21 protein-coding genes are annotated in these 24,958 nt (G+C 38.3%); 4 read left to right on the top strand and 17 right to left on the bottom strand.

Going from position 1 to position 24,958, the window contains the following annotated elements:
- The first annotated feature begins 47 nt into the window (after positions 1 to 47).
- The 4 genes from chbA to chbG all read left to right on the top strand — a co-directional run bounded on the left by chbA (position 48) and on the right by chbG (position 3,568).
- Complete coding sequence (gene chbA / locus LW139_RS19800; protein WP_072068898.1) at positions 48 to 395, top strand: PTS N,N'-diacetylchitobiose transporter subunit IIA; 348 nt, start codon at positions 48 to 50, stop codon at positions 393 to 395.
- 46 nt (positions 396 to 441) lie between these two features.
- Positions 442 to 1,254: a transcriptional regulator ChbR gene (gene chbR / locus LW139_RS19795; protein ID WP_208105084.1), complete on the top strand. Its 813-nt coding sequence runs from the start codon at positions 442 to 444 to the stop codon at positions 1,252 to 1,254.
- Between the two features lie 160 nt (positions 1,255 to 1,414).
- Complete coding sequence (locus tag LW139_RS19790; protein ID WP_166539164.1) at positions 1,415 to 2,770, top strand: 6-phospho-beta-glucosidase; 1,356 nt, start codon at positions 1,415 to 1,417, stop codon at positions 2,768 to 2,770.
- Between the two features lie 36 nt (positions 2,771 to 2,806).
- Positions 2,807 to 3,568, top strand: a complete 762-nt coding sequence (gene chbG, locus LW139_RS19785) for a chitin disaccharide deacetylase (protein WP_109409025.1) — start codon at positions 2,807 to 2,809, stop codon at positions 3,566 to 3,568.
- A 111-nt stretch (positions 3,569 to 3,679) separates the two neighbouring features.
- Here chbG and LW139_RS19780 read toward each other — a convergent pair whose 3' ends face one another.
- The 17 genes from LW139_RS19780 to LW139_RS19700 form a co-directional block, all read right to left on the bottom strand.
- Entirely contained in the window at positions 3,680 to 4,183 is a 504-nt protein-coding gene (locus LW139_RS19780; protein ID WP_247850418.1) for an RES family NAD+ phosphorylase, read from the bottom strand.
- Complete coding sequence (locus LW139_RS19775; protein ID WP_247850417.1) at positions 4,111 to 4,512, bottom strand: hypothetical protein; 402 nt, start codon at positions 4,510 to 4,512, stop codon at positions 4,111 to 4,113. Before LW139_RS19775 ends, LW139_RS19780 begins: the two co-directional genes overlap by 73 nt.
- Positions 4,509 to 5,438 (bottom strand): sce7725 family protein, encoded by a 930-nt coding sequence (locus LW139_RS19770; protein ID WP_247850416.1) that lies wholly within the window; start codon positions 5,436 to 5,438, stop codon positions 4,509 to 4,511. Before LW139_RS19770 ends, LW139_RS19775 begins: the two co-directional genes overlap by 4 nt.
- Positions 5,420 to 6,310, bottom strand: coding sequence for a sce7726 family protein (locus tag LW139_RS19765; protein WP_227336172.1), 891 nt, complete (start codon positions 6,308 to 6,310; stop codon positions 5,420 to 5,422). Before LW139_RS19765 ends, LW139_RS19770 begins: the two co-directional genes overlap by 19 nt.
- A 235-nt stretch (positions 6,311 to 6,545) precedes the next feature.
- Positions 6,546 to 7,055 carry an outer membrane beta-barrel protein gene (locus LW139_RS19760; protein ID WP_247850415.1) on the bottom strand — a complete coding sequence of 170 codons (510 nt, stop codon included), beginning with the start codon at positions 7,053 to 7,055 and terminating at the stop codon, positions 6,546 to 6,548.
- A 67-nt stretch (positions 7,056 to 7,122) separates the two neighbouring features.
- Positions 7,123 to 7,674, bottom strand: a complete 552-nt coding sequence (locus tag LW139_RS19755; protein WP_166539160.1) for an Ail/Lom family outer membrane beta-barrel protein — start codon at positions 7,672 to 7,674, stop codon at positions 7,123 to 7,125.
- A 247-nt stretch (positions 7,675 to 7,921) separates the two neighbouring features.
- Complete coding sequence (locus LW139_RS19750; RefSeq protein WP_227336171.1) at positions 7,922 to 8,410, bottom strand: hypothetical protein; 489 nt, start codon at positions 8,408 to 8,410, stop codon at positions 7,922 to 7,924.
- Positions 8,411 to 8,427: 17 nt separating this feature from the next.
- Positions 8,428 to 9,111 carry a hypothetical protein gene (locus LW139_RS19745; RefSeq protein ID WP_109409018.1) on the bottom strand — a complete coding sequence of 228 codons (684 nt, stop codon included), beginning with the start codon at positions 9,109 to 9,111 and terminating at the stop codon, positions 8,428 to 8,430.
- A gap of 24 nt (positions 9,112 to 9,135) precedes the next feature.
- Positions 9,136 to 10,692 carry a formylglycine-generating enzyme family protein gene (locus LW139_RS19740; RefSeq protein WP_227336169.1) on the bottom strand — a complete coding sequence of 519 codons (1,557 nt, stop codon included), beginning with the start codon at positions 10,690 to 10,692 and terminating at the stop codon, positions 9,136 to 9,138.
- The gene (locus tag LW139_RS19735) at positions 10,682 to 11,917 is read right to left on the bottom strand and encodes an ABC transporter permease (protein WP_247850414.1); all 1,236 of its coding nucleotides are present in this window, start codon (positions 11,915 to 11,917) and stop codon (positions 10,682 to 10,684) included. Before LW139_RS19735 ends, LW139_RS19740 begins: the two co-directional genes overlap by 11 nt.
- The gene (locus tag LW139_RS19730; protein ID WP_247850413.1) at positions 11,898 to 12,590 is read right to left on the bottom strand and encodes an ABC transporter ATP-binding protein; all 693 of its coding nucleotides are present in this window, start codon (positions 12,588 to 12,590) and stop codon (positions 11,898 to 11,900) included. The genes LW139_RS19735 and LW139_RS19730 overlap by 20 nt, the downstream gene beginning before the upstream one ends.
- On the bottom strand, positions 12,590 to 14,593 hold the full coding sequence (locus tag LW139_RS19725; RefSeq protein ID WP_227336167.1) for a vWA domain-containing protein: 2,004 nt from the start codon (positions 14,591 to 14,593) through the stop codon (positions 12,590 to 12,592). The genes LW139_RS19730 and LW139_RS19725 overlap by 1 nt, the downstream gene beginning before the upstream one ends.
- 9 nt (positions 14,594 to 14,602) lie before the next feature.
- On the bottom strand, positions 14,603 to 15,610 hold the full coding sequence (locus LW139_RS19720) for a hypothetical protein (protein ID WP_166539156.1): 1,008 nt from the start codon (positions 15,608 to 15,610) through the stop codon (positions 14,603 to 14,605).
- Between the two features lie 3 nt (positions 15,611 to 15,613).
- Positions 15,614 to 18,322: a putative virulence factor gene (locus LW139_RS19715; RefSeq protein ID WP_227336166.1), complete on the bottom strand. Its 2,709-nt coding sequence runs from the start codon at positions 18,320 to 18,322 to the stop codon at positions 15,614 to 15,616.
- Between the two features lie 2 nt (positions 18,323 to 18,324).
- Positions 18,325 to 21,309, bottom strand: a complete 2,985-nt coding sequence (locus tag LW139_RS19710; protein ID WP_166539154.1) for a virulence factor SrfB — start codon at positions 21,307 to 21,309, stop codon at positions 18,325 to 18,327.
- Between the two features lie 3 nt (positions 21,310 to 21,312).
- Complete coding sequence (locus LW139_RS19705; protein ID WP_166539153.1) at positions 21,313 to 22,788, bottom strand: SrfA family protein; 1,476 nt, start codon at positions 22,786 to 22,788, stop codon at positions 21,313 to 21,315.
- Between the two features lie 580 nt (positions 22,789 to 23,368).
- Positions 23,369 to 24,892: a vWA domain-containing protein gene (locus LW139_RS19700; RefSeq protein WP_247850412.1), complete on the bottom strand. Its 1,524-nt coding sequence runs from the start codon at positions 24,890 to 24,892 to the stop codon at positions 23,369 to 23,371.
- Between the last annotated feature and the right edge of the window lie 66 nt (positions 24,893 to 24,958).

Raw genomic sequence — 24,958 nt, 5'->3', positions numbered from 1 at the left:
GAGTGCAGAGGTTTCTCTGCACTTTTTAGAGTCAAAGAGGATATACCATGTTAGATATTGAAAATGCCGTTGATAGCAGTGCTACAGAAGATGAATTTGAAGAGATAATCATGGGTCTTATCATTAATTCAGGCCAAGCACGCAGCGTAGCCTATGGCGCTTTAAAAAAAGCCAAAGAAGGCGATTTTGAAGGCGCTAGAAAGTTAATGGAGCAATCTCGCGAAGCATTAAATGAAGCCCATAAAATACAGACACGTTTAATTGGTGATGACCAAGGTATCGGGAAAACGAAAGTCAGTTTAGTTTTAGTCCATGCACAAGATCATTTAATGACTTCAATGTTAGCTAGAGAATTAGTGACAGAATTAATCGAGTTACATGAAAAGATAAAATAAGGTGAATACTGTGGTGGAGTCATTGAGAGCACAAAGCGAAATACGTATGGTCTATGAAGATCAGCTATTTAATGGCAAAAATTTTCATGTCTTTATTTATAATAAAACAGAAAGTGTCAGCGGATTGCATCAACATGATTATTATGAATTCACCATTGTTTTAACAGGGCGTTATTATCAAGAGATTAATGGAAAAAAGGTTTTATTAGAGCGTGGTGATTTTGTTTTTATTCCCATAGGCTCTCACCATCAGAGTTTTTATGATTTTGGTGCAACACGCATTTTAAATGTGGGAATTAGTAAAGCTTTTTTTGATAAACATTACCTCTCGTTATTACCTGCTTATTTTATCGCTTCACAAGTTTATGAATTAAAAAATGAATTTCTTTCCTATATTGAATCTGTTATTGGCTCTTTGAATTTTCGCCATACGGAATTTAATGAATTTATTGAAATTGTCACCTTTAATGTGGTGAACAGGTTACGACACCATCGAGATAATCGTATTGAAGATGATATTCCTTTATGGCTAAGAGACACTGTAAGCGAGATGCATGACAAACAAAAGTTTGGTGAAAATGCATTGGTTAATATGGTGATGTTATCAGGAAAATCACAAGAGTATTTAACACGGGCAACACGGCGTTATTACGATAAAACGCCTATGCAAATTATTCATGATATTAGAATTAATTTTGCGAAAAAACAGTTAGAAATAACAAATTATTCGATAACCGATATTGCTTTTGATTCTGGCTATAGTAGCCCAAGTCTGTTTATTAAGACATTTAAGAAAATAACATCATTGACGCCAAATAGTTATCGAAAAAATTTGTGCAGTATTAAAGAAACAAACTAATTCATTATTAAGCGTAAAAAATTAATCAATAATAAAGATTGATTTTATTTGAAATAGAGAGAAAGAAGAAAATAAGCTTATTTTTTTCAGGGCTCTTTACGTCTTAATTTCGCCATTAATACACAAATAACAGCATTATTGTGCTGTATGGGAGTATTTTATGAGTCATAAATTAAAAATCGTTACCATTGGTGGTGGAAGCAGTTATACGCCTGAATTGTTAGAAGGTTTTATTAAGCGTTATCATGAATTACCAATCACTGAATTATGGCTGGTGGATGTAGAAGAAGGAAAAGAGAAGCTTGATATTATTTTTGAGCTTTGCCAACGCATGGTAAAAAAAGCGGGTATTCCTTTAACCGTTTATAAAACCCTTAATCGCCGTGAAGCGTTAAAAGATGCTGATTTTGTCACAACACAATTGCGTGTTGGTCAATTGAAAGCAAGAGAGCTTGATGAGTCGATCCCGTTAAGTCACGGCTATTTAGGACAAGAAACTAATGGTGCGGGCGGGCTATTTAAAGGGCTACGCACGATCCCTGTTATTTTCGATATTATTAAAGATGTTGAAGAAATTTGCCCTGATGCGTGGATCATTAATTTTACCAATCCAGCGGGCATGGTGACTGAAGCGGTTTATCGTCATACCAACTTTAAGAAATTTATTGGGGTTTGTAATATCCCAATTGGCATGAAGATGTTTATTACAGATGTTCTTAAGTTAACAGATAAAGATGAACTCTCCATTGATTTATTTGGTTTAAATCATATGGTGTTTATTAAAGATGTCATTGTAAATGGCCAATCCCGTTTTCCTGAATTATTGGATGGTGTGGCTTCAGGAACATTAACCGCAGGCTCGGTGAAAAATATTTTCGATTTACCTTTTAGTGAAGGGCTAATCCGTTCTCTTAATATGTTGCCGTGTTCTTATTTGCTTTATTACTTTAAGCAAAAAGAGATGTTGGCTATAGAAATGGGTGAATACTACAAGGGTGGAGCTCGCGCTAAAGTAGTGCAGAAAGTCGAGAAACAATTGTTTGAATTGTATAAAGATCCTGATTTAAATATCAAACCGAAAGAGTTGGAATTACGTGGTGGTGCCTATTATTCTGATGCGGCCTGTGAAGTGATTAATGCTATTTATAATGATAAACAAGCTGAGCATTATGTGAATATTCCACATCATGGTCATATTGATAATATTCCCGCAGATTGGTCAATTGAAGTGACTGCAATTTTAGGTCGAGAGGGTGCTAAACCTCATCCTCGTTTAACACATTTTGATGAAAAGGTAATGGGATTAATTCATACCATTAAAGCCTTTGAAATTGCCGCCAGTAAGGCGGCTATTAGCGGTGAACTAAATGACGCTTTATTAGCGATGAATTTAACGCCATTAGTACTTTCCGACAAAGATGCAGAGGTGCTTACACGTGAAATGTTATTAGCACATAAAGCACATCTACCTCATTTTGCTAAAGCAATTGCTGAGTTAGAAAAAGCCTCTCATTAATTGTCGGCAGATAAATATAAGTGATAAGGAGACAGAATGGCTGGTTTATTGATTGTGAATGCGGATGATTTTGGGCTTAGTAAAGGCCAAAATTACGGTATTGCAGAGTGTTTTCGCCATGGTGTTGTTAGCTCAACAACGGCACTTGTCAATGCTGAGGGAATTGAACACGCAGCACAATTGCGTCATGAGTTGCCTGGCTTAGGTGTTGGGCTTCATTTTACTTTGACGATGGGTAAACCACTGTCTCCTTTACCTTCTTTAACACGTGAAGGTGTATTAGGGAAATGGGTGTGGCAAATGGCGGAAGAGGGTAATTTACCGCTTGATGAAATTCGTGTTGAGCTTAACGCACAATATCAGCGTTTTATTGAGATCTTTGGTTGTGCTCCCGACCATATTGATAGTCACCACCATGTGCATATGTTTAAGCAAATTTTTCCTATTGTGGCGGAGTTTGCCAAAGAAAAGTCATTACCAATGCGGGTTGATAGACCGTTAGCACAAAAAGAAGGGATTGATACCCAAGGTGTGATAAGTAGTGATGGTTTTGATAGTCAATTTTATGGTGATGAAATCACTCAAGCTTTATTTTTAAAGGTACTTGATGAATCAAAAGCGCGTCATGAGCACTCTATTGAAGTGATGACACATCCTGCTTTTGTCGATAATCCATTGCGTGCAAGTGGTTATTGTTTTCAGCGTTTAACAGAGTTGGAAGTGTTAACGGATCGCGCTTTAAAGCATGCCATTTTGGAAAGAGGTTATCAGCTAGGAACGTATCAAGATTTAATGTAGTGGGTTTTTAGACAATCGGTGTCTGTGTTTATTCCCTAGTGTGGGTCTTTTTGAATTATTTAGCCTCTATTTTTATAAAGTAGAGGCATTTTTGTATTATGAAGAAAAAAACTAAGTTGTAATTTTTTCAAACGAATGGACTATTTCTGTTATTTTATAAGATATTGGTTCTTCAATCGTAAAACATAAGTCATCATAAAAAACAAAATTTTTACCCATGCCAAATGAACTTTCAAATATTATTCCATCACAGTTACTAAAACTTTTTAAAAATTCACACAAAAACTGAGTAGGAATATAATCTATATTAGAACTTTCTGGTCTAACAGGTTTGGATAATTCACTAGAAAGCATTTCTAATAAATTTAAAATACTTATAACATTGTTGTATTTCTTTTCATCAAAAGAACATATTGATATTTTTTTTCTTGGAGATGTTAAGTCAATTAAAGAAACATCTTCTTCTAAAATCAGTTTAGATATATAAATAATGCTAGTATTATTAGGTCTAACTTCAGAAATACAAGTTTCTTCGTTATTAGCTAAATATAAGTAGGATATTCCAATCGGATTTGCGCGGCCTGCTGTAGCATTTCTTGCAGGGGGCTTTCCCATTTGCTTATATGATCTAAATAATCTTCTTTTAATAGGTATTTTTTTATTATATATTCGTTTCCTAATATTTCACCAAGTAATTTTTTTGTATTATGTATTTTTTCATTAAAGATATTAAAAGTATTTTGTAGAATATCAGATAATAACTCCCCTTTTTCGCTTTCAACTACAATTCCTAAAAAAGGTTCAAAAAATCGAGATAAATCTTTAGGATTTATTGTAAATGCATTTTCTTTTTTACAATATCCACATCTATCATTAGTATGATTAAGGCCAATAGTTCTAATGATGGCAGAATCATGAAAACAATTAGAACAGCATAGTGTCATTTATCCACCTCAATATTAGAAGATAAATAATTACAAAGAGTTTCGATATGATGCTCAATGGAGATTTTCTTTAGTTGACCAAGTCCTGGAAAATGTTTTTCATTATATAAATATGCAAGCTCCCTGGTTCCAAGTGTATTATCAAAAGTATTAGGATATGAATTTATAAAATTAATATATCTAGTTAAGGCTTCATGGAACTTACCGCCAGGGTTTGCTGGGCTATTACTTTTCTCAGAAGAAAAGTGTCTAATAAACATTTGGTTATAGTCTTTTTCTATATAAGAAAGGTGTATTGTTACCACATAAGCAGGACCTCTCGTTTCAGAATATTCAGCGCCAACAATTGCATAGTCACTGAAACCAATAACATTCGGTCTAGTCAAATAATTAATATGTAAATTGGAAAAACTTGAACGTTCTTTATAATCAGAATTTCTTGCTTTCTTTTGAAAAGGATCATCTATTAGAATAATGTTATTCTTTAATTGATAAAGTTCATCATCTACAGTTTGTTTTGGAATGATAGAGTAAGTAGCACGATTTAAATATTGGAAGTGTTTTTTCTCAAGGATATCAGCGATAAATATAGCATTTACAGTAGGCAATTCATTAAGTACTAAACTATAGTTAATTGTATTATCTGCTATTTTTGCACATGGGATAAATTTAATCTTATTATCCATTGAAGATAATTGTATAATTAAATTAATACGTTCGTTTTCAAAATCACCTAAGTTTGGATTAATAATAATTATTGGGGTAATATTATTTTCATTTAATTCTTTAATTGTTCTTACTAGTGGTAATAAATTCTTTCTAACTGGCTCTATTATAGGTTTATAAATTTTATTATTTAATAAAGGAGCTAATTCACGTAATGCATTAAGTTCGAACTGCTTACCTCTTATAAAAGGGAAGTACATAAATCATCCTTACTTAGATATAAAGATAAAGTATTTCTAAAAACTTCTTGTTGAGCTGGAGATAACTTGAAGCTAATAGCCGAGTTAATTAATGATGATGGTAGTGATTCGAGCATGGAAAAATTTACTTTTCTATATTTTTTTAGTGCAGCTATATATAGTTTTCTTATGTCATCATTTGATGATTGATTGAAAATAGATAAACAGTGATTAAATAAATACATATTTGATGATGCTATTTTTCTATTTGATAAATTTTCAGCAATATATACGTATTCTGCTTTTCTTAATGAATTAATCATTAGTTCTCTATCAATGTCTACTTTTATTTTATTAGCTTTTCGAATTTCTATCAGTGCATCTCTATTGGTTAATTCAATAATTCCAACATTTTCAGGAACTATAGATATTACTTTTTGAGTATGACTTTTATCACATACAACATATACTTTTTCAAAGATCTTGAGGTAGGTTGATATTTGTTCTGGTAATCGAACTAGAGAATCAAATTTAGTTTTTATTTCATAACAAGTAGTACATCCATTCACGATGACACAATCGGCTTTGTTATTGCCTACTCTCAATTCTGTTATCATGGTTGCGTTGTTATTGTGTTTTTTTAAAAATAGTTTTTGTGCAACAATATTCTTAAAAAAATATTCTGATTTATAATCTTTTTTACATTGTTTAAATGTTGATTCAAAGATATCAGCTATTTTTATAGAGTGATTATTTAATGAAAGATAATTATTTATTAATGTATAAAGAAATGAAAAATCACCTTGAATAATCTTATGAATAGATTGACTCGTAAAAAGTTGTGAAGCCATTTTACTTTTAAGTGAATTGTGTTTCTTTGATCTATTATTCATTTCAATATATATCCGATAATTATTCATAATTAATTATGATTGTATCATAATACTACTCGCTAAATAAAAAACATTTTTTATTAAAATTCATGAGGTTAATTAAATATTTTATATTTAATAACTTGAAAATGAAAACTTTATACTAAATAGGTATAAAATCTAGAGGGTAATCTAATAATTGAGAGAATAATCAGAAAATAGAATGTAACAATGAAATAAAAATTATTCTTATCAATCAAAACCGATAACCAATACTGGCGATAAGTGCTTTGCTTGGATGGCTTTTTCCTTCCATTTTGAAATAACTGCCCTCATAGCCTAAAGTAAGTGTAATATTTTGTGGTGATGTTAACGTGATACCCGTTCCCCAACTTACTGATTCAGATGAGTGATCTTTATTTATATTTTCTGGTGTTTGATAACTCATACCACTTACCCCAATAACGCCGTATAGTTCAACGAAAGGTGTTAATGCATAAGCTGGACCCATTACAAGTGAGGCATAACGTAATCTCTCATTATGAGATAACGATCTGTGAGCTATCGTTCCTGAAAGTTGTAGAGAGATTTTTTTATTCGTATTAGTAAATTGATACTTCATATTGATCCCATTAACTGTGGGTAAATCTTTTATTTTGATATGAGCGTAGCCAATGGAAACTAGAGTATTACTGTTTTTTGCATAAATTGATGTGGTGAAAAATAAAGAAAAAGGTAAGCAAGCTAATAATAAAATATTTTTCATAAATATAGTTTTAAATTATAAGTTAATAGAAAGCACATATCATAAAATAATATGTGCTTAAGTTTATTTAAAAACGATAACCGATATTAGCAATAAAACCATCTAAAATAATTCGATTGTCGGTATCTTTAAATTTAAAACGGCTATTTTCATAACCAAGAGAGATTGAAACCATTTCAGCTGGATTAATGATTAAGCCTGCGCCCCAACTAAATGCATTTTTCTTTAATTTTTTTAATTCTGAGCTTTCAGATTTAAATTGAATTTGGCTCATACCCGCAGTGCCATAAACACTAATAAAATCATTTAGACGTAATGTAGGGCCCGCCATTACAGAGTAATAACGTGCATTGACATCTTTAAAGAAACTATTAACAGGCTTATTCAAATCATATTCATTTTGAGCATAAGTAGCTGTTGCTAAAATACCAAATTGTGAATTTATTTCTTGACGAATAGAAAAGACACCTCCGTGCATTGGATTCTGACCCGCCATTTTGACTTGTGCATAACCCGCTGAAAGTGTGGTTTTATCTAATTTAAAATCATTTTGAGCATAAACAGAAGAGGTAGTTAATAAGCCACTAATAAATAAAGTTGATAATAATTTTGTTTTCATTAGTTATATCCCATAAATAAAAAACGGAGAACGTATTATGAAGCGGGGGGATTATAATAATGAGTTTGTTTTTAATGGAATAAAAAAGAGCACATGTATTTAAATAAGGTTATTTTATTAAAGTGTCTAATTATTTATTAAATAATTAACATAAATTAATTCTAATTAGTAATAGAAATCAATAATAAAATGAAGAAGTAGATATAAAAGGGAAAGGCTCTCTATTACCTAGAGAGCCTTTGAGGATTTATTTAAGACCTAGATCACTTTGTAGACTAATGACTTGATTTTGTAAATTCTCTAATTCAAGCTGTTTTTCCATCACCGATTTTGATGGGTTGTTTTGTGCCGCTTTCATTTGCTTATCAATTTCATTGATCTGCTTTTGAATATCATTTTGCCCTTTGGTTTTTTGGCGAATTTGATTTAACAGATTATTCATTGATTGACTTAATGCACGTTGACTAGCTTGTTTACTTTTTAGATCTGCATTGGTCTGTTGTTTTTCTTTCTCAATGGCAGCAAGAACGGCTTTAAACTCGGTGTTTAATGCTTGTTCATTACCCAAAATCGCTTTTTTTTGTTCAATGCGATTGTCATAAGTCCCTGAATAATTACAGTTAAATTTGGTAATTATACTGACATCACCCGTTGTTGGGTCACAATCAGCGGGATTGGTGACACAACCGCTTAAGAGTAAGGTCATGCCAACAAGGGAAAGAGGTAAAAATTTCATTATCATCCTTTTTAACGTTAACTAAGTTTTATTGCTGTACGTTGGGTATAAAGGCTATCAAGTTCTTCTTGTAAAGAGGTTACTTGTTGTTTCATCCCATTGATTTGTTTATCAAGCTGTGCCGTCTTTAGGCCATCTTGACGACTTTGCGCAGCGATATCACGCCATTCACCTTCACGTTTTTTCATATCTGCTAAACGAGAGCGAAGTGCTGCAATATTGGCATCAATGCCTTTTAATTGTTTTTCAGCAGCGGCTTTATTAAGGCGTTGTTGTTTCATATCTTGCTCAATTTTTGCCAACGCTCTTTTATCGTCGTTGATTACGGCTCTTGCCGTATTTGAGGCACTTTGTAGGCGTTGATTCTCTTTTTTCACATCCTCTATCATCGAGTTGAGCATTTCTTCTTTCGAGGCGTAGTTTTGGCGCTTATTGTCTAAATAGGCATTTGCACCAATACCGACACCACAACCTGCGACCGCCGCGATAATCATACAGGCGCCTTTGTTATCAACATTAGCTACTAGGCAACTTAATGCACCAATAGCTGCACCACCAGCACAAGCCCCAATGCCAGATTTACTGAAAAACTCCATATCACTGTTATTTTTCAAACGTGGATCAGCACCACTATTACTTTGACACCCTGATAAAGCAAGTACGGCACTAATGCCAAGTACAGCCATGAGTCGTTTATTCATACCACACCTATCCCAAAGTCTCTGTTATTGTTTTTTGCACGCTTCAAGCCATTCATTCCGTGAAACTTTACCGTTAGCCCAATATCCTTGGAGTCCCTGCATATATGTTGAAAGGTACGTATTTAAATTCGATTTACCTCTGGCTTCCATTAATTGGCGTACAACGTCAATTTGCGGTTTAACTAAAGAGGCATCATATGTGGTTGCCATATCCACTAATGTGTCTGCGTAATAGCTCACAACAAAGTCGAGCGTTTTTTTATGTTCGTTAACTTGCTCTTGACGTCGTTCACATGTGGCATCTTTAGTGCCTGGAGGGCAGTTTTTTTCATGTAATGCGATTAATCTGTCATAGAACTCGCCATCATCTTTTAATTTGGTACATAAAAAAGCACCTAATTGTAGTGAGGTTCGGATGGCTTGATCTCGTTGTTCATCTCGTAGTTGTGCATTTGCCCGCAAGCTATTTTTTAATTCAGCTAACTGTTTTTTCAATGCTTCATCTTGTACTTGGGTCGAGAGTGTATTTAGGCTATTGATAGAGTTATCGCTATTAGTTTTTGAGTTGTTGCTTGCTGGTTTCTCATTGCCTAATTGCTGCCACTCTTTTTCTATCTCTTTGATTTTATCGCGAGATGTTAATGCTGGAGCAACAATGGCTAAACGAAAACCAGTATATTTATTTTTATTCGCACCCGTATTGGTGTAATAAGGCTCTTCTTGACGCCATGAACTGCGCATATCACTCTCTGGTGTTAGATAACTACCACCACGTACAATAAATCCACCTGCTTGTCCGTGTAAGCGGTCGAGTTTATTTAATCTAAAAGGCTCAAACATCATTTCAGCAACATTACCCAACATATCATGTAAGCCTAATGGGTTGGGTGATAACAAACCGGTGAGTTGTAATGAACCGTTAGAGGATTGACTGCCTGCTGACCAAATATAATTTTTGGTACCTTCTGGCATTGGAAAACGCACATCACGAAACTCGGAGGCTGAGACTTTTAAACCGCCACGTGCCGCAAATTCCCATTCCGTTTCTGTCGGCAATCTTGCAAAACCTTTTGCGCCATCTTCAACGGGTAATGCTTCTGGATGATGGCTTCTTAGCCATTGATTATATTGATCAGCGAACTGCATGGCTTCATACCAGCTAATATTCACTTTCGGTAAACGTAATTTATTTGAGGCAACCGGACACTCTTTACCATTAATGGTACTTTGCATGGCGTTATATTGCAGATCGGTAACGGGATATTTCGCCATAAGGTAATAACGGCCTTTTTCTTTGCCTTTTAGTGGGAAGCTACCCGCAATATGTTCAGCTCGTGATTGCTCTAAATAACCCCATTCATCACCTTCTTGCCCTAAAGTTACGCTGTAGTCTTGTAAAGGCTGGCTGAGAGGGATAGTAACTTGGCGAAAGACCATTGAACCTTCACAAGGGAAAGGCAAGATCACATCATCAGGTAAGGCTTTTTGGTTAACGAATTTGTCATCCCATTTGGCCGATGCCGTAAAACTGCTAGATAACAGCGCGAATGATAAAGTTAAAAGCGATAAATTAAATTTCACGTAAGCTCTCCGCAGGTTCAATTGAAACGGCACGTAATGCGCCAATACTTGCCACCACTAAGGCCACAAGTAAGGCACTGCACATAGCAATCAATAAATCCCCCAATGTTAACTGGCAAACAAAGGCTTGTTCAGGTAAATGGGTGCCTAATAATGTGGTAAATAAGGTGCTACCAATGCCATAAAGCCCAAGGGCTAAAATAAAGGCAACGCTCGTTAATAACAGTGCTTGCAATACAATATATAAAGAAACAGCAAACTGACGAAAACCCAGCAGGCGTAGGACTGCCATATCTTTGCGTTTACGGTCAATATTGGCAAGAAAGGCACCAATTAATGAGGCAATACAACCTAATAGTGAGACCCAAGCAATGACCGAGAAAATAACGTTAAGGACATAACTGATTGCTTTTACAGAATCTATTTGGCTTTTTTGTGTCATCACATCAATGTGTTGTTGTCTAAACCAATCATCTAGTGGTGCAATGGCATCTAAATTTTTTGCATAAAGGCGAGCTTTAGCAAACTGGGTTCTTGGTTTTGCCTCAACACCTTGTGTAATACCAAAAAGAGGGGCTTGATAACCATCTCGGTAATCTTCCATCGCCACTAAAACATCAAGAGAAACAAAGGCTGCAGCTCTTGAAAATTTACTATCACTGATAATGGCAGCAACAGTAAAGGTACGTTTGGCACGTTCATTGACGCCATTAAGCTTACGGCTGATAAATAAGCGCACACTATCACCGACATTCGCCTGTAGTTTTTGTGCAGCATTGGCAGAGAGCACTAATGTGTCTGCATTTTGGGGTATAGCCACACCCTCTAATAAAGGATCGTTCTCTGCTGTTGGTATGATTTCCGCATTATCAATAAAATGTTGTCCATCAATCATAATATCGGCTTGTGTGTTTAAGCTACGTGTTAATGGGATAACAAAACGTACTTCATCTTTCTGCGCAATATTATTAAACCAACTTTGTGGATAATTACCATTGCCTAACATACGTATTTCAAGGTTACGAGGATCATTTAGCAGTTGATTATGAAGCTGCGTCACGATGCCATTCTTTAACCCAAACAGCAGTAGCAGTGGTGCAATAACCGAGACTAAAGAGAACACAATACATAATGCGACTTTGCGATCATAAATTAAGTCGCGCCAAGCTAGTGAGCTGAGTAAGCCTAGACGATTAGGATTGGCGCTATTGTTTGATAAAGACACTACCGCCTCCTTCGAGTTGTGCATGATAGTGGCTAAACCCAAAACGCTCGACTAAAGACCAATCGTGGCTAACAACCAGTGCAGAGATCTCCAGTTGTTTTACCATCTCTACAATGAGTGCATACAGCGCTTGCGCATTATGGGGATCAAGGGCTGCTGTGGGCTCATCAGCAAGTAATAAAGCGGGCTCGTGTGCAATGGCGCGAATAAACGCTGCGCGTTGGCGCTCACCAATGGAGAGTTGGCGAGGAAGACGAGTTAACAATGGGCGTAATTGCAGATGGTCAATTGCGTGATCAAGCCAAGGGGAGTGTGGCGTTAATCCCAGCATTTTTCGAGGTAATTGAATATTTTGCATGACGGTTAAAAAGGGAAGTAATCCGCCACTTTGGAGCATAAAACCCAATTTCTCGGCACGTAATGATGCGAGTTGTGTCTGCTCATTACTCAACACCGCTTGCGTGATAATTAATTCATCACCGAGTTGAAAATGGGTCAATTCATCTGGGCGTAAGATCAACCCTATCATTTCTAATAAGGTACTTTTACCACAACCACTTAATCCGGTTAGCGCGCCGATTTCCCCTTTTTCAAGCGTCAACGAAGGAAGCGCAACACGAAAACCATGTTGCGCATTACCGCGCGTAATTGCCATACCTTCAATCTGGATCATTAAGGCAGGTTTTCCAGTGGAACAGGGTAAACGTGATCGCGCGGATCACTTTGTGGTGCAAGGGATATCCAACGATCAACATCTTCATTATAACGTTGATAGTATTGTAATTTTGTATTGAGGCGACGGATAAACTTCTCTTGCTCAAGGCCATCCCAGCTTTTCCATGTCTCTTCATCTAAGCCTAAAACTTCACTTAAATAAGGTAGATTTTCTACGTATTCACCCAGTAAACCCATTTCACCCAATTTAGTCGCAGAACCTTGTTTGATTTGATTAGGATCGTTACCCATAGTGGCGGCAATTGAACGCAAATCAGCAAACATATTGTCAGGTGAGATCAAACCTTCGTTAGCCGCATTAACAATTTTTTTCATCACGTCACTTAAATCGCTAAGCTCACTTTTGGTCAATAACACTTGTACTTCTGTTGTTGGGATATTTTGCTGTAATAAATCTCGATCACTTATCCACGCTTTAAAGACTGGAGGTGCTTTTGTGCCCTGTTTTTCACCTAAATACGCTAAACGCATGGCATAACCTAAATCATGCGCATCGTTAAGTAAGGTATCAGTTTCTTTATTTTTGCTATAAGTGGGATCGGCATTTAATGCACTGCCTACAGTGGCTTCACCACGATAAGCAGTTTGAATTTGCGTGGTTACAGCAGTTGCTAAACTGTCTACCATACGACCAAAACTATTTACATCTCCTGAGTTGATAGGGTAGTAAAGCGATTTGTGTAAGAACGGATTAAGCGTTAATGCTTCATATTGCGCTTGTGCCGAAGCATGATTTTTTGCTCCTGACGGGGTTTTTAAATGCAGAGTATAAAGTGCAACACCACGATAAGCGGCTTCTTGGCGAATTTGTTCAGCATCAAGTTTAGTTGATGACAGAGGATCATCTCCCGTTAATGCGCCCGCGTCAGTGATTAAAATAACGTAGCGCGCACCAAAGCGTGTCCAATCAACACCATCAAGGGCTTGCATGACACCAGCATAAGCATCTTCATCAAAACGACTACTTGAGACTTTAGCTTGGCGTAATTCTTTAACTTTATTTAAGAAATCAGGGCCATCTTTTACGTCATTGGGGTTTACAAACATTTTGCTATCGTATTCCAATGCGGGAACGGCTTTGATATTAGAGCGAAACGCCACTAAACCAAATTTTACCTTATCCAACATGTTGTCTTTTTCGACTTGTGCATAAACTTTCTGAATCGCTTCTTTGGTTCTATCAATGTAAGGATCCATTGATATTGTCGAGTCGATAACAAACACGACAGCCGCAGAGAAACCTTGCATCATATTGTCAGCATCTTTGCTGTCTGGTGTTGCTGGTTTTGTATTGTTTGCAGTTGCATTCGTATTTTGTGCGTCTTTGCTGTCTTTGGTTTGTGAAGAGACAGATGCCACATTGAGCACTCGCACTTTATAGCCCGCATCAGTAAAGACTTCATCTGAGCCTAATACAGGTAGCAGATAAAAATTACTTTTTTGATCAATCATATAATCAGGCTCTTTAGCTAAAACAGCCGGATTAACTTTTTGATTTTTGATATCAGCTAAAAAAGGTTGATACTGCTTTTCGGGAGTAGGGTTTTCAAGTAAGCCTTCAACCGTTTGCTTATCTTTGAAAAATAGCATTGGGTTACGACCCGCAGGGTTAGTAAAAGCCAGCGTTAATTGCATTTTCCATTCAGATGTGCAGCTTGCATTCATCCAACCGCTAATATGACCCAAGCTATCAGGACCGACTTGTAGCCACTCATTGGCGCCTTGTTTTTGACGCTGATATACATAAAAACGGCTAAATGCAGGTTGTTCTTTACCTGCTGCGCCAATTGTGTCCGCCACTTGGCAACCTGGGTAGGTTAATACACGCTGATAGAGAGTCTTTTTACCCTCTTGTAATAGCGGTTTTTTCTCTTCAGCACTTGCCGGTGCTGTCAGAATTAAACCACTGAGAATAAGAGTAAGCCAATGCGCCTTTTTCATACGACTTTCCTATTTTTTCAGTGCTTCAAGACGCGCTTTTGCGTCACGGTTTTGTGAGTCATGATTAAGAACAGCTTCGTACCAATAGATGGCCGTTTCTTTGTCTGCACCAAAGCAACCTTGTGCTGACGCAGTTTCTGGATCGTATTCACGAGCATAATTTAGTGCGATTTCAACATCACCTGATTGTGCTTTATATGCATATAAACGCTGAGCAACGTCACATTGATTGTTCTGTTTAGCTTGTTCAATCGTTGTAAGAATAGTTTTGCTATCTGGTTGGCTCTGTATACAACTTTGTACAAAAGCGAGCGCCGTACCTGATTTCATATTTTCAACACTACACACACTTGGTGTTGATGGTTCTGGTGTCGGTTGTGGCGCGGGGTCGCCTGCTGGATTGCCTCTTAGTAAGAAGAACCACGTTAAGATACCCGCTAAAATTAAGATCAAGATAATCGCTAAAATTAAACCAATTTTAGATTTTTTCGGTGTAGGTGGTGTCGGCCGTTGTGGCGGTTCATCTACCTTAATTTCAGGAATAATCGGCTCAGGTTCAGGCTCTTTGACTGCTTCAGGCTCCGGCTCCGGTGATGTTTCGATAATAGGAGTTGGTGGAACGGCTTGAGTATCTAATGTCGCCGTTGATTTTAATGCTTCACTTTGACCTTGTGCTTGTGAGGCTAACACACCATCACGAATACGTAATCGGCCAATATCTTGTGTTTCATTATCGTCTTTTAACGTAAATTGATAGGCCATTTGTAAGTTGCTAACAAGGGGATCAACTAACGTTTTATCAAGAACGATTTGATAGCCTTCCTCGGCATCTTCAAGAGAAAGCTGGTGGAAAAAAGCATTACCTACCCACTCCCCTTTATCATTTAAGAAATAGCGATCTTGGTTACGCTGAATGCTTAAATAAACAGGGGAAGCATCACCTTCCCAATTTCGAATACTTAATACCGCAAAGCCAGGACGAGCAGGTTGTACGGGTTTTAATTCTGGATTAAACACGAATTATGACTCCACGACGGATGATTTCATGGTTTGAATGATTTGGCCTAACTGTGCGTTTTGTTCAGCACTGATTTCTCTTCCTGCTGAATGTCCTGCATTCTCAGTAATAATCGCCGATAAAGCGATAAGCCAATCAATTACAAATAAAAGGGTATAGTTAACAGGGTTAGTGGGTAAGCGGACTAAACGCTCATCATCACCCCATTGCACGCTAGTGTTATCGGGTCTTTCAAAGATCTTATGACCTGCATTGATTTTGCTATCTGGCTTCTCAACACCGTTATCTTTGAAATTAAACCAAGTAATAAAATCACCCAATACATTATAAACGCGAGAGGATTGCTGTTCGGCTAAGTCATCACGACGGGCAATGGCTTCTGTTCCTGCCAAAGTTTTCAACATACGTTGTTCAACACCAAGACGATTGATAGCTGTAATAAGCTCATCGACTAACAGCACCATAATTTCTTGGTCGATGCCTAGGTAGGTTAATAATGTACTGTTATCAGGCAGACTACGTAGATGATTTATCCATAATGCCATCACTTTTTTAGGGTAGGTAACCTCATTGCCGTGGCCTTTGGGGGCTTCATCTTCTTCTGGCACCAAAGAGATTGGCGCATCGCTAAAGAGATCAAAAGTCGGTTGTTCCATAGCGGCAAAGGCAGAAACTGGGGCCTGTGTTGCTTTTTTGTTGTCTGAAAGAGTATCGACAACCTCTTTTTCCTGCATATACAGGTCGTAGAGAGATTTACGAGAAGGCAACAGGTAGTCTAGTAATGCACCTTGTAAATAAGGGCGACTTTGCATAAAACGCAAAATAGTCGCGGCATTACGGCGTTTTACCTGTAATTCCTCTTCACCACCTGATTGATACCATTTTTCAAGATGATGACCGATTAAATCACGTTGAATTTCTTGCAGTTGCTCACTGATACGTTCAAGTTTTAGTGATTTTAAGGCAACGGTTTCAAGATAATCAGCAAGGCGTTGCATACCACCATCGTTAAGCGACAACATGGCATCCCATGCTTGGTCTGGTTCACGAATATAACGTTGGACAGTTTCATCTTCAGCAAAGGTTTTTTTCATCAGATGTAATTGTGAAACACTGTCTTCATTTAGAACTGTTTCTTTACCATTACTGATTTGAATAAACGGAGTGGGTACGCCCGGTTTACGTACTAAAAAGGTGTTATTAAACGCTTCACCATTAATCCAATCTGATGACATCCATTCATATTGACCAAAGCGCTCTAACATCGCCATTTTTATCATGCCACCTTTACCCCATGATTGGCGTAATAACGCTTCATTCATGGTTAAGGAGTTAGTAATACGCATATCAAACATGGTCATTGCCCAAATCAAGCCAGAAGGGCGTTTAGCACGAGTTTGTGCATCTTTACCTTGCGTGTTATTGATCCATTCTGTGAGTACGGCACCGACTTCTTTTACATCGGATTGTTTGTTTGATGCGGTACACACCACCAGTACATTCATTTCTTGGTTATCGGTATAACGCTCAAACAGATAGGCGACTTTACCCCGAAGAATAAGTTGAGCGAGTGGGTTTGCGCTATCATCATTGACTTGACGGCGCACATCCGCCATGGTTTCAACCCCTAAACGTCCGCGATAACCCGGAAAATCTAGTAGCTCAACCTGTTCAAACAGCGTTTTGCTTGGTGCATCTAATAATGGTACGACTAATTCAACGGTGAGTGCGGTCAGTTCCGCTAAAGAAAGGGTTACAGGGGCATCAATACGATCACCATGAACAGGGCAAATGCTGATCTGGCTATCATTGGCAGTATTGAGACGCTCTAGCATATCTACGTTCATAATACTGTCGTTTTGTACTAACACACCGTCTTGTTCTTTGACTAAAGAAGAAAGTGGAGCCAAAACTAATGGTGCATTGCCTAAAGAGGCAAGTGTGGTACTAAAACGCTGATAAGCCGATGTCAGTTCTGCAATGTCGCCCCATAACACTGAAAATAACTTAGCACGTTGGGCTATGCTGAGATAAGGAGCTAGTTCAATCGCTTTAGGCCAATAGGTTGTTGCTAATTTCTTCTGGCTTTTTTCGGCGTGACGTTGCAGATAATCCCATAATGAAACGACATCATCGTGCGTAATACCTGCGACAGTTGTGGCACTACACTGTGAACTTAATGAATTGATTAAACTAGATATTTTTTCTTCATCTAATTCAAAATCAATTTTTTCCTGATTAAAGTCATACAGGTAAGCATTAGCAAGGATCTTAACAATTTCAATTTCGCTAAAAAGGTGTAGCTCTACTGGAAACTCTTGCGTACCTTTCGTTGCTTTGCGACTAAAGCGAGTGACTAATCCTGTAGCCTCTTTGCCGCCACCAGGTGGGTTGATATGGTCGATAAAATCAAGTGTTTTACCTGACATGCTGGTTCTTAAACGACCTTCTTGTCCCGCAGCAAGGGCTGAAATCAGGTACGATTTTCCTGCTTGAGACAGACCAAAGAAGCCGACTGACATTGGACGTTGGGTCGCTAAGCTGAGGTTCTTTGCCATATTACGGCTACGACGCAGGCGATAGATAAGGCTATCTGCTTCTGTATTTAAACGAGGTGCATTACCTCTTACTGCGCTAACCCAATCAATGGCTTTGCCTGCACCTTGATAAATGGCATCCCATTTAGCTGTTAACTGTTTTTCATCCATCATATTCATTTACCTAGTACACTCCCGCTATCCAGCCAATAGGATGTTTCACCAATACCACTGTCTGCTAACGTATTGAGTTTGAAGCTTAAACCACTCTTATTAACGCCACCTTTACCATTAATGAGCTCCATTTCTTCAATACGTAATTTTTCAGATTTATTGTCATTATTATGGCTAGAGGCTCCGCGCTCTTCTCCTAGCTTGATATGCAATACGCTGTCTTCTTGGCTTAATTGTTGTGCCAATTTCGGATTTTTAATGCGTAATGTATAGAGTGGCGAGGCTGGCCAACGAGCATTATCTAATTGACGGAAACCTAAACGTATCCCGCCTCTGACTTCAAAATAGGTATCTGGATCAGGCTCAAACTTATCCTGAATATCTCGGTAATAAACGTCATTATCAGAAATGGTGTTGTTATTATCCAACATCCCTAAATAACGCACTGTTGAGTAAGTTTTAAAATTACCTGTTGAGAAATAGAAGTTGAGCAAACGTGCATTTTCAGCCATTAAACACAACATCGCACCAACCGCAGCGGTTGATTTTGGATCATCAATGCGGCCTTTTTTGTTAAACGGATACCAACCACCCGTTTTGTAACCATGTAATGGCAATATACGAGAAGGTGGTACAGGTTGTAATACTTTTAACAGTGCTTGAATACCTGGTAAGCGAGAAGGGCGGCCTGTAAGTAGTAAAACATCACAGGAGTAGTAATAAAGCACCTCACACAGTGCTTTTAAACTACGGGTGATGTTAATACGTTCACCTGAAATAAATTCAGCGTGTAGTTGTGTAAAGTTAATTTGCACTGGCACATTCAAGATAGAGAAACTATCTCCGCCACCTAACTCTTTATTGGCGGCATCGTCAATATAACGTCGCACATGCTCTGTTGGTTGAACATTTAGCAATTCACCAAAGGTGCTGTTAATGCCTTCATGAGGCACTAATGGATCGAAGTTTTCGTATTGGCTTAAAATACGTAATCCAATTGGATTGAAGATTTGTAAGGTAAGCTGTTGGCGCAACACTTGCTGACCCGCATCTAAACCTTCACTACCAAAAAGAGAAGACATTAGGGCATCGGCATCAGAAATACCCGCGTCTGTTAATGCGGTGCGTAATGCTGGCAAAACACACATCTGGATGATATCTAATAAAATATCATCACCCGCAATTTTGAATCCTTCGCGGAATAATTGTGTTGGAATAATTTTGACGTTACTTCCTGTTCCCGTATCCAGTTTATAGCGAGTGATAACGAGATCGGTTGTGCCACCACCAATATCAATTGAGGCAATTTTTAATGTGCTATCACCCGTTAATGCGCGGTTATCTTCACGCACTTGGCTGGCAAAAAAGGCTTCAGTACGCTCACCAAATTTAATTTGTGTTTCGTTGTAGAGATAAACTAATTGACCACAAGTGGCTTCATCCCACTTAACGTGGATATTAGGCATTGGTATGCGACATTGGGTATCTTTGCCATCAAAATTCAGTTTTTCGTCAGTCGGATCCCAATTCATTGCTTTCCAAATTAAGCCTAATGCGTTTTCCATGCATGTTTCAAAAATAGCACGCTCTGGTTTTGGCATTGCGGGTGGAATAGTCAAAATGATATTGCGTAATTGACGAGGCGCACTTGCGTGACTCATTTTAAGACGCTGAGCCGGGCTGTTCATTTGCGTTAATGCCTGAGCTAATACTTCGGTTAACATCATGGTCATTAATGAACTACGTGTGTAGTTTGGCGTAAAGACAGGCATGCGAAAGTCAGGCTCTAAACGGAATAACGGTTCACCATGATCGTTAAGCAGATAGGTCATAGGTACAGCAGTTGCCAATGGTTCTCTGTCTGTTTGACCAAAGGAGCGACTAAAGCGCCAACCTGGAGAATACGGCGAATCATCCCATAAATAACGTTTAGGGCTTGAAATACCTGTTGAGCCTTCGGTTCCTAAGCGTTGTGCCGCCATGCGGTTAGCTTCAGGGCCAACGCGACCAATAGTTGGCCACATAAAGGCATTATTTCTCCCACTACTGACTGAAAAGTCTTGTTTACCAAATTCCGCTTGCGCAAATTCAACACGGCTTTCAAAAGGCTCGTTGTAGATTTGATAAGGGTGGCTTAAATCACGCAATGTCATTTCATAAAGTTGAGTTAACCCTTTATTATCATTGATATGATCTTCAATTAAGATCCCACATGTACGTGAGTTACCCACATCAAGAATAAGGTCAACTTCAATGGCAGGCTCTTGTGGTTTGGTTTCATTAATTTTGATCTCAGGTAAGTGGAGTTTCTCACCTAAGATATTGAGCAGATTGAGATAATGTGCTTGATGTTGAAACTCTTTAATCGCTTCTTCAAGTTCATCATGGTATATCTTAGTGACTGCTAGTGCTCTTTCACTAAAGACTTCCTTTAACCAACCATCAATCCAAGGTGTTTCAAGGAAATTTTCTACCTCATAACCTAGATAAGCTAGTGCAAAAGCAACACCAGAACGAACATCTTCTTCGTTTGGTGCTAGATAAGCCGTATTAGTGCGATTGGGTTCAATGCGAGTATCAAAAGCCACTACAATGCGATGTGTATGCCCGTCTTCATCTGGCTCTGGCAGTTGGTGAAACATCATTCTCACCCAGTTATCAGGGCCTTGAGAGAATGAACGTGGCGGATTAAAGCGGAAAAATGGTACTGGTAACCAAGTGTCATTGAGTAAATTTAATGACTCATCAAGAGAGAAGCTAAATTCTGCTTCTCTAGGCGTTTGTGGTTGATTTTTCGGCGCTGGATAAAGATAGTTATCGTCTCGCTCATTGTAGATGAGTCGCATTAACGGGCCGTTTTCACCTTTTTTAACAAACTCACCGTACTCTTTGCGCTGTGGTAGCGTAAAACCAAAATCCAGAAACTGAATATTGCTGTCACGGATAAGGGTAATTTTATCTTTATAATCGGTCAGTGGCGCTAACATGAATTAATTATTCTCCCGCTTCATTGATAATGGGAATGGCTGACTGTTCTCATATTTCCCTTGGCAATCAGCAATATTTTGGCTTCCTGGTTGGCAAATAATATTTGGCATCAAATAGTTTGAGCCATCACTACACAGAGCCTGACCTTGGTTATTTATATTCAGTCCACCTTGATTGACGGCTGCGTTAACAGGGGCTTTGCAGGTCACGCCATCACTGCGTGTCATGACGACTTGTCCTTTGCCATTATCTAATTGATAGTTCAGGCTCAGTGGTTTACCTGTTTTTTGATCTTGAATACCTGCACCTGCTTTCCATTGGCCATTAAGGAATTGGGTTGAGCCATTGGCTAACGCATTTGCAGGAATAGTCAGTGGTGTTGTGTTATCAGCCGTGGCTGGTGGTGTGACATCTGGTGGTGCATTAGGATCAACCGGAGGGTTAGCAGTATTGTTCTCATTTCCTGCATTTTGAGGAGTATCTGTTTTCGGTTGCTCATTTTGTGTTGCGGGATCAACAGGAGGCACATTTGGTTGTTGTGCCTCATCGGGCGTTGTTCCATCAGGTAAAGCACCTTGGTTATTATCTATTTGAGGATCAACCACGGGTAAACCAGTATTAGGATCAACTATTGCACCGTTCCCATCAGTGCCATTAATCACATTTCCATTGGCATCTACGGTGCCTAATGTACTTGTGTGAGCTGTACCTGTTGGAACACCAACGGTGTGGCCATTAGTGACCACAGTAGGGACTTTTGGCTTCTCAAGCGTAGGATCAGGTAGCTTAGGCGCTTCAATATCTGGCGTTTTAATATCGACGGTTGGTAATGTCGGTGTTGAGAAACAGCCTCTTAAGAAGAAAATAGCGAGTAGTAGTAATAATAAAGGTAACAGCCACCATAAAAAACGCCACCAAGGGCGCTTTGTGTCAGTAATGATGACTTTTTCTTGTACGGGTGGAATGGCTGTTGATGTTGGTGCTATTGTCGCAACAACGGGTTTTAAGCAAGCAACAGGATCAACTCTTAGTTGTTGATTGGCGCTGACAAATCCCCAAAAGGTAATAATCGGTTGGCCATCAACAATAAAAATATGGTTTTCGTCAGGAAATTGGATTGTTTTACTGAGGAGTGCGCCAAAAAGCTGACTTTCTTTATTTCCATCCCTCTTCTGTTCTTGTTCGCTAAAGGCGATTAAATCATCTTGATTTTTTTTCAGCACAGCATAAGCGGCAGTACGCTCTTCTTCTGAAGCCGCAGACCAAGGGATAACAGAGCCGTCAATCGGTGAATACCAGTCAATACGTTCGCCCGTTTCATTTGGCTGAGGAATGGCAAGGCATTGAGAAATATGTGCCTTTCCTCTTAAACGCAAAGTTTCACGTAGCTGCAGTGCAGAGATATAAACAGCCTGTCCATTTTCTCCCATAGGGAGGTAACTTTCTAATTTACCACTTCGTAAGAATGCTTTATTCACGACGATCATTCCGCTAGGCAAGATTATCTATGGGTAAGTTGGCTTATCCGTAAATAGGCTTTAAGGCTAAAAATAAAGATATAAAATTTATATACATTTTATATTATCAGAAATTGGGTGTCTATCTAGCGGATTATTTAGGGTTAATTAACTGATTATTATTAAAGACTTTTTTATTTTTCTTGAGTAAAAGAGGAATATTGAGATAACGATTATGATAATTAAATAATGACGTTACAGGTTGCGCTATATTTTCTTAAATATACGGATAAAATCACCGATATATTGGTTTTTGCATTAAAAAATAATGAAATAGAAGAAAAAAAAGACAAAATATAAAAAGGTAAACCATCAGATAACATTTGGTCGCTGTGATAGTAATCACAAAATAGGTTTATTCTGAATAATGAGTGAATAAGAAAAGAAACAAAATACGCAATTAAAGAAGGGTCTTAAATAGATAAGATATAGCACCTATTGGCTTCAATATAATAATAAATTATGCGTAATAGGTGAAAAATTTCACCCTCAATGTTGAAACAAAGAGGGTGAAATAAATATTAAAAACTGTAATCAATCATTATTTACAGTTCTTCGGAATATAATCTTCAATCGCTTTTCGAGTCATTAAACTGACCTCATTGGCATTACGCGCAGTGAAGACTTTACCGCCCGTTGCATTTGCCACACAGTTGCCTGCGCCGGTGCCTAAAATATCAACAACGTTAATTACGGCGCGAGGGTGGGCACGTTTTAAAGTTCTGGCTGCTGCGCATGGATCTTGATCGCAAGACTCTAAACCGTCAGATAACAAGACAATAATAGTGTCACGATTATTGCCTTTGATTAGAGAACCCGCTCGTTGAATAGACTCGGCTAATGGTGTGCCACTATCAGGTTCAATACGTTTAATGTAGTTAAGTAATTTTGAGCGTTCATTGCCACCATAAGCAGGACTTGATTTCACTACACCGCAATCTGATGCCACAACGGTAGTAATTTTCATATCTGAAGGAATACTATTAATAATCTTTGTTGCTGCATTTCTTGCCACAGTGATCCGACGAGGTTCGGCATCATAGCCCGCGAAGAGTTTTCCTGTGTTTGCAATAAAGTCTAAATCATCTTCTGTTAAGCTCATACTCAACGCCATTGAGCCTGAAGCATCAAAGATAATAATCACTTGTGGTGCCAGTTCTGGTGGGCGATCTACTGGACACATTTGTTTTATCTTACTGGCTAAGCGATTTTCACAGGTTGCATTCGCTGTCTTTTCTGTCATCCCCGCTTTTTTTAATTCATCTTGTACACAAGCTTCTAGTGGCGTGAGTTTTTTCACAGGCACTGGTTTGGGCACAGGTTTTGGCTCAGGAATGGGTTCCGGTACTGGAACGGGTTCAGGGATCGGCTCTGGAATAGGTTCTGGTACAGGTTCTGGCTCAGGAATAGGCTCTGGCTCAGGTGCAGGTTTTGGTGGTATTACGACGGCAGGTTTTTCTTCCACAACAGGAGGAACGGCCTTGGGATCAAAACACCCTTTTAGCCAAGATGCCAATAAAATTAAAAACAGCAAGAATAAGAAGAGTAATAGCCAACGTAACCAGCGATTGCGTGTTTTGGCTGGCACATCAGCAAGTGCGGCACCCGCAGCCGCGGCACTTGCACCGGCGGTAACTTGTGCAATCGGTGGTGGTAATGGGGTTGTTCGTGGCCACCATGTAATAACAGGTTGCCCATTAATCACATAGACACTTTCACTATCAGGCAGTGTTGATGCCGTATCTAAAAGGTGGCGCTCTTCATCTGTAATTCTGTTTTGCGAAGCTAATAGCGCGGTTTGCGTTTTAATATCGTTAAGGCGTTCATCTAAAATGCGTCTTATCTCTTGTTGTTCTTGGCCTTGTAACGAGGTCAAAGCAACAGGATTACCAGAAACAGCAGAATACCATTCAATGACATCATCCGATTTCTTTTCGGGCGTGGCAAATAGCGCTCGATACTTAGTCGGAAAATGTTGTGTCAGCAATTGGAGTAACTGCTGTTGATGAGTTAAGGCAAAATCGGCGCGGGTAATATCAGCCGTTAATCGTGAAATTCGATTCATATTTTAGAGAGCCTTCGTGACGGCTATATTCGTTTAAAGAGAGAAAATTAAGATATCAATATTACT

The organism is Proteus vulgaris, assembly GCF_023100685.1.
Lineage (GTDB): Bacteria > Pseudomonadota > Gammaproteobacteria > Enterobacterales > Enterobacteriaceae > Proteus.
This window is presented reverse-complemented; position numbering and strand designations above follow the sequence as displayed.